Here is an 18,075-nt window from a genome sequence, read left to right as displayed (position 1 = left end):
AGCTCTTGTTATATCACCTCCCTTTCTGAATAACGTGAGTAATATGGTCAAAGTAGCCGGTGCCCACTTCTTTTTGAGGGTTAGTGAAGGTATAACCCTGTTCCTCGGCAGCGTACTCTTTGGCCTGTACCAGTTCGGCATAGTGCTTCATGCCTTCGCCTTGTGCGTAGCTATGGGCCAGTTCAAACATATTGCCCCACATACTGTGAATGCCGGCGAGAGTGACAAATTGGAACTTGTATCCCATTTTGCTCAGCTCATCCTGGAAGCGGGCAATAGCGCGGTCATCCATATTCTTCTTCCAGTTAAAGGAAGATGAGCAGTTGTAGGCCAGTAGCTGGTTCGGGTACTCCCTGTGAATAGCCTCAGCAAAGGTTCTTGCTTCATCCAGATCCGGTGTGGCTGATTCGAACCAGAGCAGGTCTGCATATGGCGAGTAAGCCAGGCCTCGCGCAATCGCTTTATCAATGCCTTTATTAGTTCGGTAGAAACCTTCTCTGGTCCGTTCGCCGGTCATAAAGCGATGGTCGTACTCGTCAATGTCCGAAGTTATCAGGTCGGCGACACAGGCTTCTGTTTTTGCCATAACCAGTGTTGGCACATCGGCGACATCGGCAGCCAGTCTCGCGCTAACCAGTTTATCTACGGCTTCGCTGGTAGGAAGCAGAACCTTGCCACCCATATGGCCGTTCTTTTTGACGGAAGCCAGCTGGTCCTCAAAGTGGACACCGGCAACGCCTGCAGCAATCATATTGGTCATCAGTTCGTAGGTGTTACGTACACTGCCAAAGCCGTCTTCACCGTCAGCCAGAATCGGTGCGAACATATCGATAAAGCCTTCAGTACCTGCTACGTGGCCGCACTTGGATTGGATCTGGTCAGCACGACGCATGCTGTTGTTCATTTTTTTAATCAGGTTCGGGACCGAGTCCACTGGGTAGAGTGACTGATCGGGGTACATGGCACCGGCAGAGTTGCTGTCTGCAGCTACCTGCCAACCTGAAAGATAAACGGCTTCAATGCCGGCTTTAATCTGTTGAATAGCCTGGCCACCAGTGACAGCGCCCAAAGCGTTCACATAACCTTTACGGGATGTGTTGTTGTAAAGCAGATCCCATAGTTTTTCTGCACCCATGCGGGCCAGTGTGTTCTCTACCTTGATAGAACCGCGCAGACGTACGACATCAGCAGCTGAATAAGGTCTGGCGACATTTTTCCAGCGAGGATTCTCTTTCCAGTCCTGTTCTATGCGGGCAATTTCTTCGGCGATGTTGTAATGAGTCATTGGTACGCCTCTCCTGAAATTCAAACGGTTGTTTGTCAAGGCGCTTTCAATTTATAACAATGCTGAACATTATGAATAATTTATTACCATTATTATTGTCATTGTTGCGGTGAATACCTATGTAGGAAAATTACAACAAGACTTTGGTCGAGGTTTGGTTGAATATCAGGCTGTGGTCTTCTTTTGTTAGGATATAGGTAATATCTAATTGAAACGACTGTTTGAAAATGGTTCGCTCAGTATTTATGCTTGGCGTTTGGCGAGTGTAAACAATAAGTAGTGATCAGCCGTGAGAGCGCTCTCTGGATACTCACGGTAAATAAAGCGAATAATAAATATGAACCTGGCCCGGATTGATCTGAATTTACTCGTATACCTGGATGTACTGCTCCGGGAAAAAAATGTAACCCGTGCCGCTGAGTTGCTGGGTATTACTCAACCAGCGATGAGTAACGGTTTGAAACGCCTGCGAAGTTTGTTTAACGACCCTCTGCTGGTACGTACCAGTGAGGGTATGTCGCCAACCGAGCGGGCAATAGCGCTTCGGCCGCAGATAGCAGAAGCTCTGATGCTGCTGGAACATGCCGTGTTGCCAAGAGATGCTTTCGATCCCCTGGAAAGCAAGCGTATTTTTCGGGTTATGGCCAGCGACTATTCGGAATCGACTCTGATTCCTATGGTGCTGAAGCGGCTTCGTGCAGAAGCTCCAGATGTCACTCTGGATATATTGACGCCCAGCGACGTCAGCTTTCATGATGTTGAGCATGGTCGTGTTGATATGGCAATCAACCGTTTCAGTACCATGCCGCAGTCGTTTCATCAGTCGCTGTTATGGCGGGATTCGTTTTCCTGTGTTCTGAACAAGGAAAATCCCATTATTCAGGATTTTACGCTGAAGAATTATCTGGAAGCACGGCATATCTGGGCCAGTAAAACCGGAATGGGTGTGGGTGTGGGTGTTGATCCGGAAGATGTTCAGCAGCTGGGCTGGGTTGATGAGGCTCTGTCTGCGCTTGGGTATAAACGTGAGATTCGGGTTTTCACTCGGCATTATCAGGCTGCCATGCTGATTTCTTCTCAGAATGACTTGATTGCAACACTGCCTAGTCGGCTTGCTGAACTTCAACACCATAGAGATAACCTGGTCGTATTGCCGCCGCCCTTCGAAATACAACCTATTCAGTTGAAAATGGCCTGGAGCTCTCTACTGCATCACGATGCAGGGCACCAATGGTTGCGGCAGTTGATCAAGTCTGTGGCGAATCCTGAATCTGCTTCTTTCCTTCATGCCAGTCAGGCAGTGTAATCACTACCCGACTCTTCTCTTTATCGATTTGCATTTGCTCTCATCATAAAAGGACTGGATATGATCTTCAGTCTTTTTATTTTTCGCGCACAAATGTTAATAGATGGTAGGTGATGTTAGTTTATAGAAAATACCTGTGGTAATAAGTGTTTTAGATTGATAAGGTATGTTCATCTGAAGAAGGGAGGAGGGGCCTTTCTTCAGTACGCGGGAAGAAAAACGATAAATGTGGATTTGTCGTTTTAAGCGTGAACTTAGAACTAAAAGATAAATCCACTGGAAGGTCTAATAATGAACTGGTTAACAGAACTGAACGATGAGCACAGCCTTTTTGAAGTAGCTGATGAGTGTGTAGAACATATGTCTGAAAGCTACTACATGGTGATTGCCGAGCAGAAGCAGGAATCTCATCCTGACGACTGATTTCGTTATTCGATCATAAAACCGCCTTCATGGCGGTTTTTTTTCGCCTGAGGAAAGGTATTTCTTCAGCGAATATCGCTAATAAATGTTCTGAATTGGTAATTCATGTGAGCTCGGAATAACAATACAGCCTGAAGTCGAGCCGGATAAAAAGGAAAGCAGATGACCGCACGAATCCGCCATGGGGGCTTACAGGTTGCAAAGCCTATTGATGATTTACTGAATCAGGCAATCGCCGGTACAGGTGTTGAAACTGGACAGTTCTGGCAAGGGTTTGAGCAGCTGCTGGCTGAGTTTTCTCCTGAAAATAACAAGCTGCTGGAGAGACGTGAAAGTCTGCAGCAGCAAATAGATCAGTGGCACCAGCAGAACAATGATCGGCCGCACAGTCCGCAAGCCTATAAGGATTTTCTGATCCGTATTGGTTATCTGGTGCCTGAGGGTGATGATTTTTCAGTAACTACTGACAATGTCGATAGTGAGATTGCTTTGCAGGCAGGGCCGCAGCTGGTGGTTCCGGTGATGAATGCCCGCTTTGCCCTGAATGCGGCCAATGCCCGCTGGGGAAGCCTCTATGATGCTCTCTACGGCACTGATGTTATTTCCGAAGAAGGTGGTGCTGAGAAGGGTTCCGGTTACAACCCTGTTCGTGGCCAGAAGGTTATTGCCTTTGCCCGTCAGTTGCTGGATCAGGCTGCTCCGCTTGCTAAAGGTTCGCATGCTGACTCCATTGCTTACTGTATTAAGGAAGGACAGTTGGCTGTGTCGCTTGCCGATGGCTCGGTAACGGCTTTGCAGTCTGGAGATAAGCTGGTGGGTTTTGTCGGTGATGCTGAAAGCCCTTCTTCTGTTCTATTGAAAAACAATGGCTTGCATATAGAAGTTCAGATTGATTCTGAATCCGCCATTGGTAAAACCGATCCTGCGGCTATTAATGATCTTGTGATGGAAGCGGCTGTCAGCACCATTATGGATTGTGAAGATTCGGTGGCTGCTGTGGATGCTGAAGACAAGGCGGTTGTTTATGGTAACTGGCTTGGATTAATGAAGGGGGATCTGCAGGAAAGTTTCCAGAAAGGTGGTCAAACCCTGACCCGTGAATTGAATGTTGATCGTCAGTTTACTACTCCTGATGATGAGCGGCTGAGTTTACACGGTCGCAGTTTGATGTTTATCCGAAACGTAGGTCACCTGATGACCACAGATGCCATTCTCGATCCCGAGGGTAATGAAATTCCTGAAGGCATTATGGATGGTATGTTCACTTCACTGATTGCCATGCACGATTTGAAGCGTTCAGGTAATTCCAGAGCCGGCAGTGTTTATATTGTTAAGCCGAAAATGCACGGCCCGGAAGAAGTGGCTTTTGCAAATAAGCTGTTCGCAGCAATTGAAGCTGTGCTGGGGTTGTCTGCGAACACTCTGAAGATGGGTATTATGGATGAAGAGCGTCGCACCTCCGTCAATCTGAAAGAGTGTATCCGTGCCGCCAGTGAGCGGGTTGTATTTATCAATACCGGCTTTCTTGACCGTACCGGTGATGAGATTCACACCAGTATGGAAGCAGGGCCAATGGTGCCGAAGGGTGAGATGAAGCAGTCGGCCTGGATCAGTGCCTATGAAGATCAGAATGTCGATATTGGTCTTGAATGCGGTTTGCAGGGCAGGGCGCAGATCGGTAAAGGTATGTGGGCTATGCCTGACGAGATGGCGCAGATGATGGACGCTAAAATTAGTCATCCGAAGTCCGGTGCCAATACGGCCTGGGTTCCTTCTCCTAACGCAGCCACTCTCCACGCGGTTCATTATCATCAGGTTGATGTCAAAGCCCAGCAGCAGACCATTGCTGAAAGACAGCGAGCCAGCCTTGATGATCTTCTGGCAATTCCGCTACTCGAAGATCGTAACAGTCTGACCGAAGAAGTCATTCAGCGAGAGCTTGATAACAATGCTCAGGGTATTCTTGGTTATGTAGTGCGCTGGACTGATCAGGGTGTGGGTTGCTCAAAAGTGCCTGATATCAACGATGTTGGTCTGATGGAAGATAGGGCGACTCTACGAATTTCCAGTCAGCATATGGCAAACTGGCTGCGCCACGGCATCTGTTCAGAAGGGCAGGTGATAGCATCCATGAAACGAATGGCTGCTGTTGTGGATCGTCAGAATGAATCTGATGCTGACTACACGCCGATGGCGGCTGATTTTGATAGTAGCGTGGCTTTTCAGGCGGCTTGTGAGCTGGTGTTTGACGGTTGTGTTCAACCCAGTGGTTATACCGAACCGGTTCTGCACAGAAGGCGTAGAGAGTTTAAAGGGAAGGTATAACGCTTTCTTTTTATAAAGAACCAAAAAAGCCCTCAAATTCGAGGGCTTTTTCGTTCGACAGATTAAAGCTTAGATAGCTTTAGCCTGGTCAATCGCATTACCGATATAGCTTCCCGGAGTCAGCTGTTTCAGTTCTGCTTTAACGGCTTCAGGCATTTCCAGTCCGTCGATAAAGGCGGACAGGGTTTCCTTGGTGATGCCGTCCTGACCGCGGGTCAGTGCTTTCAGCTTTTCGTAGGGTTGGTCAATGCCGTAGCGACGCATAACGGTCTGAATCGGTTCAGCCAGAACTTCCCAGCTGTTATCCAGATCTTCGTTCAGACGTTCAGCACTGGCCTGCAGCTTGCTAACACCTTTCAGGGTGGAAGCGTAAGCGATCAGGGAGTAACCCAGACCGGCACCGAGGTTTCTCAGTACGGTGGAGTCAGTCAGGTCACGCTGCCAGCGGGAAACAGGCAGTTTCATCGCCAGATGCTGCATAACCGCGTTTGCGATACCCAAATTGCCTTCAGAGTTTTCGAAGTCAATCGGGTTAACCTTGTGTGGCATGGTGGAGGAACCGACTTCACCAGGAACGGTTCTCTGTTTGAAATAGCCCAGAGAGATATAACCCCAGATATCACGATCAAAATCGATCAGGATAGTGTTGAAGCGGCAGATGGCATCGAACAGTTCAGCGATGTAGTCGTGCGGCTCAATCTGAGTGGTGTAAGGGTTAAACGCCAGACCAAGGCTGGTCACGAACTCTTCAGCGTGTTGCTGCCAGTTCACTTCCGGATAAGCAGACAGGTGAGCGTTGTAGTTACCAACGGCGCCGTTAATCTTACCCAGCGGTGTCACCTGCTTCATCAGCTCTACCTGGCGGCGCAGACGATAAGCGACGTTCGCCATCTCTTTACCGAGAGTGGTAGGGGATGCAGTCTGACCGTGGGTACGGGACAGCATGGGCTGTTCTGCATGAGCGTGAGCCAGAGCTTCGATCTCGGAAATAATCTTTTCCATCGGTGGAAGAACCGCTTCTTCCATACCCGCCTTCAGCATCAGGCCGTGAGACAGGTTGTTGATGTCTTCCGAGGTGCAGGCGAAGTGAACGAATTCACTGACGGCTGCCAGCTCGCTGTTGTTCTGAATCTTTTCTTTGATCAGGTATTCAACGGCTTTTACGTCGTGGTTGGTGGTACGTTCGATCTCTTTTACACGAAGCGCGTCTTCAAGAGTGAACTGATCGACCAGCTGATCCAGCAGCGCGTTAGCTTCTGCAGACAGAACTGGAACTTCGGTAATGGCAGCGTGGTTGGCCAGAGCCTGTAACCACTTAACTTCAACGGTAACGCGAAAACGGATCAGACCGTACTCGCTGAAGATGCTTCGCAGACTGGATGTTTTGTCTCCGTATCGCCCGTCAACCGGGGAAACAGCAGTCAGTGCAGACAGCTCCATGTTCAACATGCCTTTATGCTCTTGGAAAGGGCGCATCATACCGAAAAATGCCTGTTGATTCAGTGGCAATTTCAGGAGTGAGGCGGGGTGAATGATTCTTTTTGTGCTTTTTATTAAAAATGCAGCTCGATTGTTTATTCTGATTCTGAAGCGAGCTGCTTACAGTTTGCTCAGGCCATCAAGCAATTTGTTGCGACCAATAAGTAGCTGGAAGCGGCTGCCGCCGGTCTGGCGCCAGAGAATGGCGGAACGAATGCCGGCAAATAGAATGGCGCGAATCTTGTTGGCATTGGCTGGAATCTGAAGGTTCTTTAAGTCGCCGGTAACCTGTACCCGAGTCTTAAAAGTACTGACCGTGTCGAGGTAAATGCTGGCAAGACTGGAGATGACCGTTTCGTGCATCAGACCAAAGTGTTCGGACTGACCCTTAGTGCGCTCAAGGCGCTGGCCAATCTCTGCCAGCATGTTCTTGTTGCGGGACAGTTTGCGTTCCAGATGAATCAGGGTCAGGGCATAACGAACCGCATCACCTTGAATAGTGTCTGCCTGACGTTCAAGGACGTTTTTCAGAACACGGCGACCTGCCATAAGATTCTCGTAGCCGCCATAGACGTCGGAAACATTATCAGGGTTGGTAATAAAAAGACTCTGGATCAGAGGTTCAAGCTGGTCGTTATCAGTCTGGCCGTTCTTTGCCATCTGTTCCACCAGACCGGCGGCCTGGAAAATGCCGGACAATGCGGCGGCCTGTTCCTTCGAAGTGTACTGCACCCGTTGCTCTCTATCTCTGGTTGTCTCTAGCGTTGAATCTGGCAGCAAGATCGCTCAGGAAATAGTTGCCAGACTTTTATAGTCATTATTAATGGCGGGATTCTATAACACCGCCGCCCAGACAGATATCATTTTGATAGAAAACAACAGACTGACCCGGGGTTACGGCGCGCTGAGGGTCATCAAAGGTCACCAGATAACCGTTTTCATCCTTGCACAAAGTACAGATCTGATCCTGCTGGCGGTAGCGAACCTTGGTGGCCAGTTTGATCGGCATTGCCGGCTCTTCTCCGGAAATCCAGAAAATATCACTGGCTCTGAGGCTTTCTGAAAACAGTAGGGGATGCTGGTTACCCTGGCCTACGACCAGAATATTGTTCTCAACGTCCTTATCTACTACATACCAGGGCGATTCGTCTGCACCCTTCATGCCGCCAATACCCAAGCCCTGACGCTGACCAATAGTGTGGTACATCAGACCGGAATGCTTGCCGATGGTTTCACCACTGTCGGTGATAATGTCGCCAGGCTGGGCAGGCAGGTACTGCTTAAGGAAATCGGTAAAGCGACGTTCGCCAATAAAGCAGATACCAGTACTGTCCTTTTTACCTGCAGTAATCAGGTCGTGCTCTTCAGCAATGCGGCGTACTTCCGGCTTTTCAATATCGCCAACAGGGAACAGGGTCTTTGCCAGCTGTTCAGTGCCGACCTGGTGCAGGAAATAGGTTTGATCCTTGTTGTTATCAATGCCTTTTCTCAAAATGGCTTTGCCATCAACAGTATCCCGGCGGGCGTAGTGACCCATGGCGATATAGTCGGCATCGAGAGTGGCCGCATAGTCCAGAAAGGCTTTGAACTTGATTTCCTTATTACAGAGAATATCCGGGTTCGGTGTCCGACCGGCTTTGTACTCTTCAAGGAAGTGTTCAAAAACGTTGTCCCAGTACTCTGCAGCAAAGTTGGCTTTGTGCAGTTTGATGCCGATTTTGTCACAGACTGCCTGGGCATCAGCAAGGTCTTCCATGGCCGTGCAGTATTCAGTGCCGTCGTCTTCTTCCCAGTTCTTCATAAACAGGCCTTCGACTTGATAGCCTTGTTGTTTCAACAGCAGTGCTGAAACAGAAGAGTCGACACCGCCGGACATGCCGACAATGACACGAATCTCTTCGTGGGGGCGATCTTCGGAGGCTTCTATGGATGGGGAAGTGGAAGCTTGCGTCATGATTATCTAATAGCTGACTGTAAAGAGCGGCTATTCTACCTGTGCGGTAGTTTTTCTTCCATATAGTCTTCTTTAGGTAAGAATACTTACTGAAAATGGTAAATTATGTAACAAAACTACATTTATTCCTTACTCGCATTGGTATATCTTATGGTGCCGATAACGCCAAAAGCGTTCTGAGGCTGTGCGTGCAGTAGAAAATCTTTTCTTTTTCATCTCTGCAGATGGTCGTCCAGGCTCCATATTCATTGTTTTTTGTTGAATGACCATCAATTTCTGGTGGCTTTCAGTATGAAAACTGCAATGACATACACGGTCGAATAACAGGTTCGAATAACAAATTCAGCGAATCGTGACGCTCAGAGGTGTGATGCTCAGAAATAGTTCCCGCCGAAGCGCCGCAGCCAGTTGTTTTAGGAGAAATTAATGACAACAGATACCACTAAAATCATCTACACCATTACAGATGAAGCTCCTGCGCTAGCCACATATTCCCTTCTTCCTATCGTTGAAGCGTTCACCAAAGCAGCAGACGTTGCTGTAGCAACCAAAGATATCTCTCTGGCGGCTCGTATTATTGCCAACTTCCCTGAGAAGCTGACTGAAGCACAGAAGCAGAACGATGCTCTGACTGAGCTGGGCGAGCTGGCCAAGACGCCTGAAGCAAATATCATCAAACTGCCTAACATCAGTGCTTCTATTCCTCAGCTGGTTGCTGCGATTAAGGAACTGCAGGCGCACGGTTACGACCTGCCTGATTTCCCGGAAGAAGCTAAAACTGAAGCAGAGCAATCTGTTAAAGCACGTTACGCCAAGATTCTGGGCAGTGCTGTAAACCCTGTACTTCGTGAAGGTAACTCTGACCGTCGTGTAGCTGCACCGGTAAAAGCTTATGCTCAGAAGAATCCGCACTCCATGGGTGACTGGAGTTCCGAGTCGAAGTCTCACGTTTCCCATATGGAAGACGGTGACTTTTATTCCAGCGAACAGTCTGCTGTTATGCCGGAAGCGTCCGACGTTAAGATTGAATACGTGGGTAAAGACGGTTCTTCCCAGGTACTGAAAGCAAAAACCAGCCTGCTGGCCGGCGAGGTGGTTGACAGTGCTGTTATGAATATCAATGCCTTGCGTGCTTTCTTTGATAAAGAAACTGAAGACGCCAAGGAAAAAGATGTGCTGCTGTCTCTGCACCTGAAAGCGACCATGATGAAGGTTTCCGACCCGATCATGTTCGGTCATGCGGTGACTGTTTTCTATAAAGACGTGTTTGAAAAGCATGCTGCCGTATTTGCTGAACTGGGTGTGGATGCGGATAACGGTCTGGGCGATGTATACGCCAAGATTGAAAATCTGTCTGCTGAACAGCGTGACGTTATCAAAGCCGACATCATGAAGGTGTATGAATCTCATCCTGATCTGGCGATGGTTGATTCCGACAACGGTATCACCAACCTGCATGTACCGAACGACATCATCATTGATGCGTCCATGCCTGCGGCGCTGCGTACTTCCGGTATGATGTGGAACCCTGCCGGTAAGCTGCAGGACACCAAGTTCATGATTCCTGATCGCTGCTACGCCGGTGTGTATCAGGCGGTTGTTGATTTCTGCAGAGAAAATGGTGCGTTTGATGTCACCACTATGGGTAACGTATCCAACGTTGGTCTAATGGCTCAGAAAGCGGAAGAGTACGGTTCCCACGATAAGACCTTCAAAGCTCCAGGTGAAGGTGTGATTCGTGTCACTGATGAGTCCGGCAGCACTGTTTTCGAACAGAAAGTTGAACAGGACGATATCTTCAGAATGTGTCAGACCAAAGACGCACCGATTCGTGACTGGGTGAAGCTGGCTGTTAACCGTGCCCGTGCTACTGGCTCGCTGACTCTGTTCTGGCTGGATGCTAACCGTGCCCACGATGCACAGTTGATTGCCAAGGTTAATGAATACCTGAAGTTCCATGACACTGAAGGTCTGGATATCCGTATTCTGCCTCCGGTTGAAGCGTGTCGTCTGTCTATGGAAACTATCAAAGCTGGTAAAGACGCGATCTCCGTTACCGGTAACGTACTGCGTGACTACCTGACTGACCTGTTCCCGATTCTGGAGCTGGGAACCAGTGCCAAGATGCTGTCTATCGTTCCTCTGCTGGCCGGTGGTGGTCTGTTTGAGACTGGTGCGGGTGGCTCTGCGCCTAAGCACGTTCAGCAGCTGGTGAAAGAAAATCACCTGCGTTGGGATTCTCTGGGTGAGTTCCTGGCTCTGGGTGTATCTCTGGAAGACATCGCTGTTAAGACCGAGAACAAGAAAGCTCAGGTTCTGGCTGATGCACTGAACGCCGGTATTGGTAAATACCTGGATGAGAACAAGTCACCATCCCGTCGTGTCAACGAACTGGATAACCGTGGCAGTCACTTCTTCCTGGCTCAGTACTGGGCGGTTGCTCTGGCTGAACAAAATGAAGATCAGGATTTAAAGGCGAGCTTTGCTGATCTGGCCAGAACTCTGGTAGAAAATGAGTCGCAGATTGTTGAAGAGTTGAACTCTGTTCAGGGTGTTGCAGTTGAGCTGGGTGGTTACTTCCAGTTTGATGATGCCAAGGCTGCTGTAGCCATGCGCCCAAGTGCGACCCTGAATGCTGCAGTTGATGCGCTGCGTTAATTGACTCGCTACTGTCGAGTTACGACTGAGCACTAATCAAGTTGTGACTGAGCACTAAATAGTACACTTAACCCTATGAACGGCTGGCAATTTTTATCAGCCGTTTTTTTATTATGAGATGCGGTATAGTCAGATTCTGTAGCCATTTCATGTTTCAATGTTGCTGTATTTCCCGCTCATGACTGTCATCTTTATTCCTTTCTTATAAAGCAGTTGAATTTTTCACTGTCATCTTTCGTTGTTCTTTCCGATAACTTCTTTAGAATGGAATTCAGGGTGTTTGTGTTTTGACGTTGTGCAGTAAATTCATTCTGTAAGTGCACCTATAGAAAGACGTCAGATGACACCTGAAGTGGCGATCCAGAGCCTTCGAGAACCAGCTGTACACTAACTGGAAGCAAGTGCAATGCAGCATATCGCAGTTCATCCGTACATGAGTAAATTTGAGTGGGTTCGTCTAAGCTTGGAAAAAGAGGGAGCAGAGTATGAAGGTGACACTGATGTCGCCGTGGCACCGGCGAAAACAAAGCTGCAACCGCCCGCCAAATATCAGGTAGTGCTCCTGAATGATGATTTTACGCCGATGGATTTTGTTATTGAGATCCTGGAGAAGTTTTTCAACATGGGAACTGAGCAGGCTACACAGACCATGTTGATGGTACATACGCAGGGCAAGGCAATTTGTGGGACCTTCAGCAAAGATATCGCTGAGACCAAAGCCCGGCAGGTGAATGAGTACTCCAGAGAATGTCAGCATCCCCTGATGTGCAAAACAATTAAAGCCGAATAGTGTTCTCAGGATAATTTTTTATGCTCAATAAAGACCTCGAGTTAACGCTGAACAGTGCATTCAGAGACGCAAGAACCAAGCGTCATGAGTTCATGACTGTTGAGCATCTGTTACTGGCACTGCTTGATAATGAATCTGCTTCCCGCGTGCTGGTGGCCTGTGGCGTTGAAACCGACAAGCTCCGAAAAGAGCTGGAGGAATTTGTCGACACCACAACACCTTTAATTCCAGAAAACGATACTGATCGTGAAACTCAGCCAACTCTTGGTTTTCAGAGAGTGCTTCAGCGTGCTGTGTTTCATGTTCAGAGCTCCGGTAAAAAAGAAGTCACCGGCGCTAATGTTCTTGTCGCTATTTTTAGTGAGCAGGAAAGTCAGGCTGTTTATTTCCTCAAGCAGCAGGACGTTGCCCGTATTGATGTGGTGAATTACATCGCTCACGGCATTTCTAAAATGTCCGGCAATGAAATGGAAGATCTTGGTGGTAACGAACTGCTGGAAGATCATTCTGACTCAGAGGGTGGCAGCAAAGACCCTCTGAAGAATTATGCCACCAACCTTAATGAGCTGGCACGTGCTGGCAAGATCGACCCGTTAGTCGGTCGTGAAGAAGAGGTTGAGCGGGTTTCCCAGATACTGACTCGCCGTCGTAAGAATAACCCGTTGTTAGTGGGCGAAGCAGGCGTTGGTAAAACCGCTGTTGCTGAAGGTCTGGCCAAACGAATCGTTGATGGCGAAGTACCAGAGGTTCTGTCCAACGCCGTTGTCTACTCGTTAGACCTGGGTTCTCTGCTGGCAGGCACCAAATACCGGGGTGACTTTGAGAAACGCTTCAAGAAGCTGCTGGGCGAGCTGAGAAAGCTTGATGATGCGGTTCTGTTTATTGATGAGATTCATACCATCATTGGTGCCGGTGCGGCATCCGGTGGTGTCATGGACGCTTCAAACTTGTTGAAACCTTTGTTGACCACCGGTGATCTTCGTTGCGTCGGTTCCACTACCTTCCAGGAATTCAGAGGTATCTTCGAAAAGGACAGGGCGCTGGCTCGTCGTTTCCAGAAGGTCGATATCGCTGAGCCTAACGTAGAAGATACGATCGATATTCTTCGTGGCTTGAAGAGTCGTTTTGAGGAACATCACTCTATTGAGTATGTTGATGAAGCATTGAAGGCTGCTGCTGAACTTGCCAACAAGCATATTAATGACCGTCATATGCCGGACAAAGCTATTGACGTTATTGATGAGGCGGGTGCCTATCAGCAGTTGCAACCGGCAGAATCACGCAAGTCCGTCATCGAAGTCGGTGATGTCGAAGAGATTGTTGCCAAGATTGCTCGTATCCCGCCTAAGTCGGTTTCATCGTCTGATAAAGAACTGCTCTCCAAGCTGGAGCGTAATCTGAAGATGGTGGTGTTTGGTCAGGATGACGCTATTACATCACTGTCCACGGCGATTAAGCTTTCCAGAGCTGGCTTGAAAGCACCTGACAAGCCAGTCGGCACCTTCCTGTTCTCGGGTCCTACTGGTGTCGGTAAGACCGAAGTATGTAAGCAGTTGTCCAAGTCCATGGGAATGGAGCTGGTTCGCTTTGATATGTCCGAATACATGGAAGCCCATACGGTTTCCCGTTTAATTGGTGCACCTCCCGGTTACGTTGGTTTCGATCAGGGGGGGTTGCTGACTGAAGCCATCAATAAGACACCTCACTGTGTATTGTTGCTGGACGAGATTGAGAAAGGTCACCCTGATGTCTTCAATCTGCTGTTGCAGGTGATGGATCACGGTACTCTGACGGACAACAATGGTCGTAAGGCTGATTTCCGTAACGTTATTCTGATTATGACCACCAACGCTGGTGCTCAGACAATGACCCGTAGCTCTATCGGTTTTACCGAGCAGGATCATACGACGGATGGCATGGAGGTCATCAAGAAAACCTTTACACCGGAATTCCGCAACCGCCTTGATTCCATTATTCCTTTCGACGCCTTGTCTGAAAGTACCATCAAGCATGTAGTTGATAAATTCCTGACCGAGCTTCAGGCTCAGCTGGATGAAAAACTGGTGCAGATTGATGTTGATGATGGTGCGCAGGAGTGGCTGGCAGAAAAAGGTTATGATCGCATGATGGGCGCTAGGCCAATGGCGAGGGTCATTCAGGAGCACTTGAAGAAGCCCCTGGCGGAACAGATCCTGTTCGGAGATTTATCCGAGAACGGTGGTTTTGTTCGAGTCACCGTTAAAGGCGAGGAACTGTTCCTGAAGTTTGAGCCTGCCAAGAGCAAAGCATCCGATCTGGAAGCTGTTGATGGCGAATAAGAGGGCTTAAACGTCTTTGGAGAGCAGGGGCTAACGCCCCTGTTTAGCGGGAGCGGTAGGTGATGCGACCCTTGGTCAGATCGTAAGGAGTCAGTTCTACCTTAACCTTGTCGCCAGTCAGAATACGGATGTAGTTCTTGCGCATCTTGCCGGAAATATGAGCGGTCACGACGTGGCCGTTTTCCAGCTCAACACGGAACATGGTGTTAGGCAGTGTGTCGATTACGACACCTTCCATTTCAAGACTTTCTTCTTTTGCCATTAAAAGCAAACCTCAGAGTAGATCGTTAGGTGAATAAAACTGGCAGGCATTCTGCCTGAAAATCCTTGCTAAAGCAAAGAGTGTTAAAGCAAGGTGGGCAGCTATCACTCCCTGATAAGTGCTCCAGAACATCACTTCTGAAAAGCTTTTCTAAAAAGCATTCATGATAAACACTGCTGCTGACTAGAAGAAAAATCGAGATTGTGAAATACCTGTATGGCAACTGCTGGCTCTATTTTAGAGTAACCCAGTGATTATTGACATAGACCTCCAGTGGTCGGTACTGGATTTTATAGCTCATTTTCTGACATTCCTTTATCCAGTAACCCAAATGCAGGTACTTTAGTTCCATTCTTTGTGTTTCCTCAATCTGCCAGAGTATGCAGAATGAGCCAAGGCTTCTGTTTTTCTTCAAAGTCGTGTCATAAAAGGTATAGATGGCAGAAAGGCTGTTGCTTAACTGATCGGTGACTGCAACAGCGATCAGTTTGCCGTCGAGTCGAAACTTATAAAAAGAGCAGAATTCCGGGCATTCAACCAGAAAGGATTTGAACTGACTGATCGAGGGTGGGTACATATCGCCGTCACTGTGTTGAGAGCAAATGTAGTGTTTATACAGCTCATAGCTTTCCTCATCGTACTCGGCCTTGTGTCGTGTAACCGTAATATCCTGATTGCGATTGAGGATTTTTCGATGATTGCGTTTGGGTTCAAAAAAGTTAACTGAGACACGGGCAGGGATACAGGCATTACAATTTTGGCAATGAGGGCGATAGACGTGCTTACCGCTGCGCCTGAAGCCTATATCAGCCAGATGGCGATACAGGTCGGGAGCCAGCTCTTTGTCAGGGTCAAGAAAGAGCGTGGTTGCCTGCTTATCTTCCAGGTAGCTGCAGTCATGGGGTTGTGTCGCAAAAAATTTCAGTTCTTTAAGGGCACTCATCGGGGCGGGCCGTCCATTGCCATGTTACTTTCCAGTGTGCATCGGATACAGGATGACGGCAATAGTCGTTCAGATGTTTTATAAAAGTCTCTCTGTGCATTAGCTTGGCGCCAAGACTTTCAAGATGGCTGCTGGGGACCTGGCAATCAATTAATTGGTATTCTCTGTTTACGAGTTCTCCGCAAAGATGAATCATTGCCAGTTTGGATGTGTTTGAGGCGCGACTGAACATGGATTCGCCAAAAAACACTTGATCAATAGCGACACCGTAAAGACCGCCGACTAACTGGTCCTGCTTCCATACTTCGACAGAATGTGCGTAACCTGCTTTATGAAGCTGGCAGTAGGCCTGCTTCATTTCTTCGGTGATCCAGGTGCCGGCTTGCCCGCTTCTCGGTTCGGAGCAGGCGTCAATGACGTCTCTGAAGGCTGAATCGAAGGTGACTTTATAGGTTTTCTTTTTCAGTAATCGTTTCATGGAACTGGAGATATAGACCTCATTCGGTGCGATCACCATTCTGGGGTCCGGGCTCCACCAAAGCAGAGGTTCGCCTTCATTGTACCAGGGGAAAATACCTCTCTGGTAAGCCTCTAAAAGCGTATCTATGGTCAGGTTGCCACCCATGGCCAGCAAGCCGTCAGGTTTTTCCAGGGCATCAGTCACTGGTGGGAACTGAATGTTGTGCTGGTCGAGAATGTGAATGGTTTTCCGCATGAGTTATGGCTGCTGATGACTGTGTATTGAATGAATGTCTGATCTGTCTAGTGTAAATCGTCGATAAATTCGTGTAAGCACTTATATTAGTTTGTTCAATCTACGACTAAGTTCAAAAACCAACTTACATCACAGGACTCAGTCGTGTCTCAACTCAGCAAACTTTCTCCTCAGCCTCTCTGGCAGCACTTTCAAAGTCTTTGTGATATTCCAAGGCCTTCAAAGTTTGAACAGCAGGCTGCGGATTTCGTAAAAGAGTTTGGCGAAAAGCTAGGCCTCGAAACACTGGTTGATGAAGTGGGTAACGTTATTATTCGTAAACCCGCGACTGCCGGCATGGAAAATCGTCGCGGTGTTGTTTTTCAGAGTCACCTGGATATGGTACCTCAGAAAAATACTGACACGAACCATGATTTTACCAAAGATCCTATCAAAGCCTATGTTGATGGTGAGTGGGTTACTGCAGAGGGTACGACACTAGGCGCCGATAATGGTATTGGTGTTGCCGCCGCTATGGCAGTACTGGAATCGACCGATATTTCTCACGGTCCTGTTGAGGCGCTGTTCACCATTGATGAAGAGAGCGGAATGACCGGTGCGCATGGCTTGAAACCGGGTCTTCTGAATGGTCAGATTCTGCTGAACATGGACTCTGAAGAAGAGGGTGAACTCTGCGTAGGCTGTGCCGGTGGTGTCGATGTGTCTGTTAAGTCGAGCTACACAGAAGAAGCTGCTCCTGTTGGCTATCAAGGGCTGTCTATCTCCCTGAAAGGGCTGAAAGGCGGTCATTCCGGTGTTGATATCAAGCTTCAGCGTGGTAACGCCAATAAGCTGATGGTTCGATTGCTGAAGGCTATGGCTGCGATTAATGTACGTCTGGCCAGTTTTTCTGGCGGTACTTTGCGTAACGCTATCCCCCGTGAAGCTTTTGCTGTAATCGCTGTGCCTGCTGATCAGGCGGTCACCGCCGAGCGAATGATTTCAGAGCATCTGGAGCAGTTTCGCAATGAGCTGGCAGAAGTTGAACCTAGCCTGACTATTAATGTTGAATCAGAAGAGCTGCCTGCGAAGGTGATGGCTCTGGCAGATCAGCAAAAGCTGCTGGATATTCTTCATGTTTCGCCTAATGGCGTGCAGCGCATGAGTCTGAGTGTTGAAGGGGTTGTAGAAACTTCAAACAATCTGGCTATCGTAACCATCAAGAGCGGTCAGTTCAGTGCTGAAAACATGGTGCGAAGCCTGGTAGACAGTGCCCGTGAAGATCACGCTGAAGCTATTGCCTCACTGTATCGTCTGGCGGGTGTAGAAGTCGTTAAAGATGGTGCCTATCCGGGCTGGAAGCCAAATACCGATTCCGACATTCTCAAGGTAATGTCTTCTCTGCATGAAGAGATGTTCGACAGAGCGCCCGAGATTACTGTGATTCATGCCGGCCTTGAGTGCGGCCTGCTGGGTAGCGCATACCCTGAGTGGGATATGATCTCTTTTGGTCCGACCATTCAGTTTCCGCATTCGCCGGACGAAAAGGTATCCATTTCCGCTGTCGCAAACTTCTGGAAGTACCTGCTGGAAACCCTGAAACGCATTCCTGAGGCGCATTCCTAAAGTTAAGCTTCT

14 protein-coding genes are annotated in these 18,075 nt (G+C 48.5%); 7 read left to right on the top strand and 7 right to left on the bottom strand.

All coding sequences use genetic code 11. The features are described from left to right. Positions 1 to 13 precede the first annotated feature (13 nt). Complete coding sequence (aceA, locus tag EOPP23_RS15255) at positions 14 to 1,285, bottom strand: isocitrate lyase (protein ID WP_153766856.1); 1,272 nt, start codon at positions 1,283 to 1,285, stop codon at positions 14 to 16. Positions 1,286 to 1,622: 337 nt separating this feature from the next. On the opposite strand from aceA, the gene EOPP23_RS15250 reads away from it, so the two are divergent. From EOPP23_RS15250 to EOPP23_RS15245, 3 genes are all read left to right on the top strand, one after another. Continuing rightward, positions 1,623 to 2,591: a LysR family transcriptional regulator gene (locus EOPP23_RS15250; RefSeq protein WP_153766855.1), complete on the top strand. Its 969-nt coding sequence runs from the start codon at positions 1,623 to 1,625 to the stop codon at positions 2,589 to 2,591. A gap of 291 nt (positions 2,592 to 2,882) precedes the next feature. Continuing rightward, positions 2,883 to 3,014: a hypothetical protein gene (locus tag EOPP23_RS21655; RefSeq protein WP_255471705.1), complete on the top strand. Its 132-nt coding sequence runs from the start codon at positions 2,883 to 2,885 to the stop codon at positions 3,012 to 3,014. A 162-nt stretch (positions 3,015 to 3,176) separates the two neighbouring features. Beyond that, the gene (locus EOPP23_RS15245; protein WP_153766854.1) at positions 3,177 to 5,339 is read left to right on the top strand and encodes a malate synthase G; all 2,163 of its coding nucleotides are present in this window, start codon (positions 3,177 to 3,179) and stop codon (positions 5,337 to 5,339) included. A 69-nt stretch (positions 5,340 to 5,408) separates the two neighbouring features. Here the strand turns inward: EOPP23_RS15245 and purB are convergent, their stop codons facing one another. The 3 genes from purB to mnmA all read right to left on the bottom strand — a co-directional run bounded on the left by purB (position 5,409) and on the right by mnmA (position 8,772). Beyond that, positions 5,409 to 6,779, bottom strand: coding sequence for an adenylosuccinate lyase (gene purB / locus EOPP23_RS15240; protein WP_153767224.1), 1,371 nt, complete (start codon positions 6,777 to 6,779; stop codon positions 5,409 to 5,411). 159 nt (positions 6,780 to 6,938) lie between these two features. After that, positions 6,939 to 7,550 carry a high frequency lysogenization protein HflD gene (gene hflD, locus EOPP23_RS15235; RefSeq protein WP_370514779.1) on the bottom strand — a complete coding sequence of 204 codons (612 nt, stop codon included), beginning with the start codon at positions 7,548 to 7,550 and terminating at the stop codon, positions 6,939 to 6,941. Between the two features lie 88 nt (positions 7,551 to 7,638). Continuing rightward, the gene (gene mnmA / locus EOPP23_RS15230; protein WP_228550740.1) at positions 7,639 to 8,772 is read right to left on the bottom strand and encodes a tRNA 2-thiouridine(34) synthase MnmA; all 1,134 of its coding nucleotides are present in this window, start codon (positions 8,770 to 8,772) and stop codon (positions 7,639 to 7,641) included. Between the two features lie 426 nt (positions 8,773 to 9,198). Here mnmA and EOPP23_RS15225 point away from each other — a divergent pair, with 426 nt between their 5' ends. The 3 genes from EOPP23_RS15225 (at position 9,199) to clpA (ending at position 14,538) form a co-directional block, all read left to right on the top strand. Next, positions 9,199 to 11,430, top strand: coding sequence for an NADP-dependent isocitrate dehydrogenase (locus EOPP23_RS15225; protein ID WP_153766853.1), 2,232 nt, complete (start codon positions 9,199 to 9,201; stop codon positions 11,428 to 11,430). 433 nt (positions 11,431 to 11,863) lie between these two features. Beyond that, positions 11,864 to 12,220, top strand: a complete 357-nt coding sequence (gene clpS, locus EOPP23_RS15220; protein ID WP_153767221.1) for an ATP-dependent Clp protease adapter ClpS — start codon at positions 11,864 to 11,866, stop codon at positions 12,218 to 12,220. A 20-nt stretch (positions 12,221 to 12,240) separates the two neighbouring features. Beyond that, a complete protein-coding gene (clpA, locus tag EOPP23_RS15215; protein ID WP_153766852.1) occupies positions 12,241 to 14,538 on the top strand; it encodes an ATP-dependent Clp protease ATP-binding subunit ClpA in 2,298 nt (765 codons plus the stop codon). Between the two features lie 43 nt (positions 14,539 to 14,581). On the opposite strand, the gene infA is transcribed toward clpA, so the two are convergent. The 3 genes from infA to aat all read right to left on the bottom strand — a co-directional run bounded on the left by infA (position 14,582) and on the right by aat (position 16,458). After that, on the bottom strand, positions 14,582 to 14,800 hold the full coding sequence (gene infA / locus EOPP23_RS15210) for a translation initiation factor IF-1 (protein WP_034842760.1): 219 nt from the start codon (positions 14,798 to 14,800) through the stop codon (positions 14,582 to 14,584). A 232-nt stretch (positions 14,801 to 15,032) separates the two neighbouring features. Beyond that, positions 15,033 to 15,743, bottom strand: a complete 711-nt coding sequence (locus EOPP23_RS15205) for an arginyltransferase (RefSeq protein WP_153766851.1) — start codon at positions 15,741 to 15,743, stop codon at positions 15,033 to 15,035. Beyond that, entirely contained in the window at positions 15,730 to 16,458 is a 729-nt protein-coding gene (aat, locus tag EOPP23_RS15200; protein WP_153766850.1) for a leucyl/phenylalanyl-tRNA--protein transferase, read from the bottom strand. Before aat ends, EOPP23_RS15205 begins: the two co-directional genes overlap by 14 nt. A 144-nt stretch (positions 16,459 to 16,602) precedes the next feature. Here aat and EOPP23_RS15195 point away from each other — a divergent pair, with 144 nt between their 5' ends. Then, positions 16,603 to 18,063, top strand: a complete 1,461-nt coding sequence (locus EOPP23_RS15195) for an aminoacyl-histidine dipeptidase (protein ID WP_370514778.1) — start codon at positions 16,603 to 16,605, stop codon at positions 18,061 to 18,063. The last annotated feature ends 12 nt before the right edge of the window (positions 18,064 to 18,075 follow it).

Origin of the sequence: Endozoicomonas sp. OPT23 (assembly GCF_009653635.1) — a bacterium.
Lineage (GTDB): Bacteria > Pseudomonadota > Gammaproteobacteria > Pseudomonadales > Endozoicomonadaceae > Endozoicomonas_A.
Note: the sequence above shows the minus strand (reverse complement) of the source record. Positions and strands in the feature narration are given on the sequence as shown.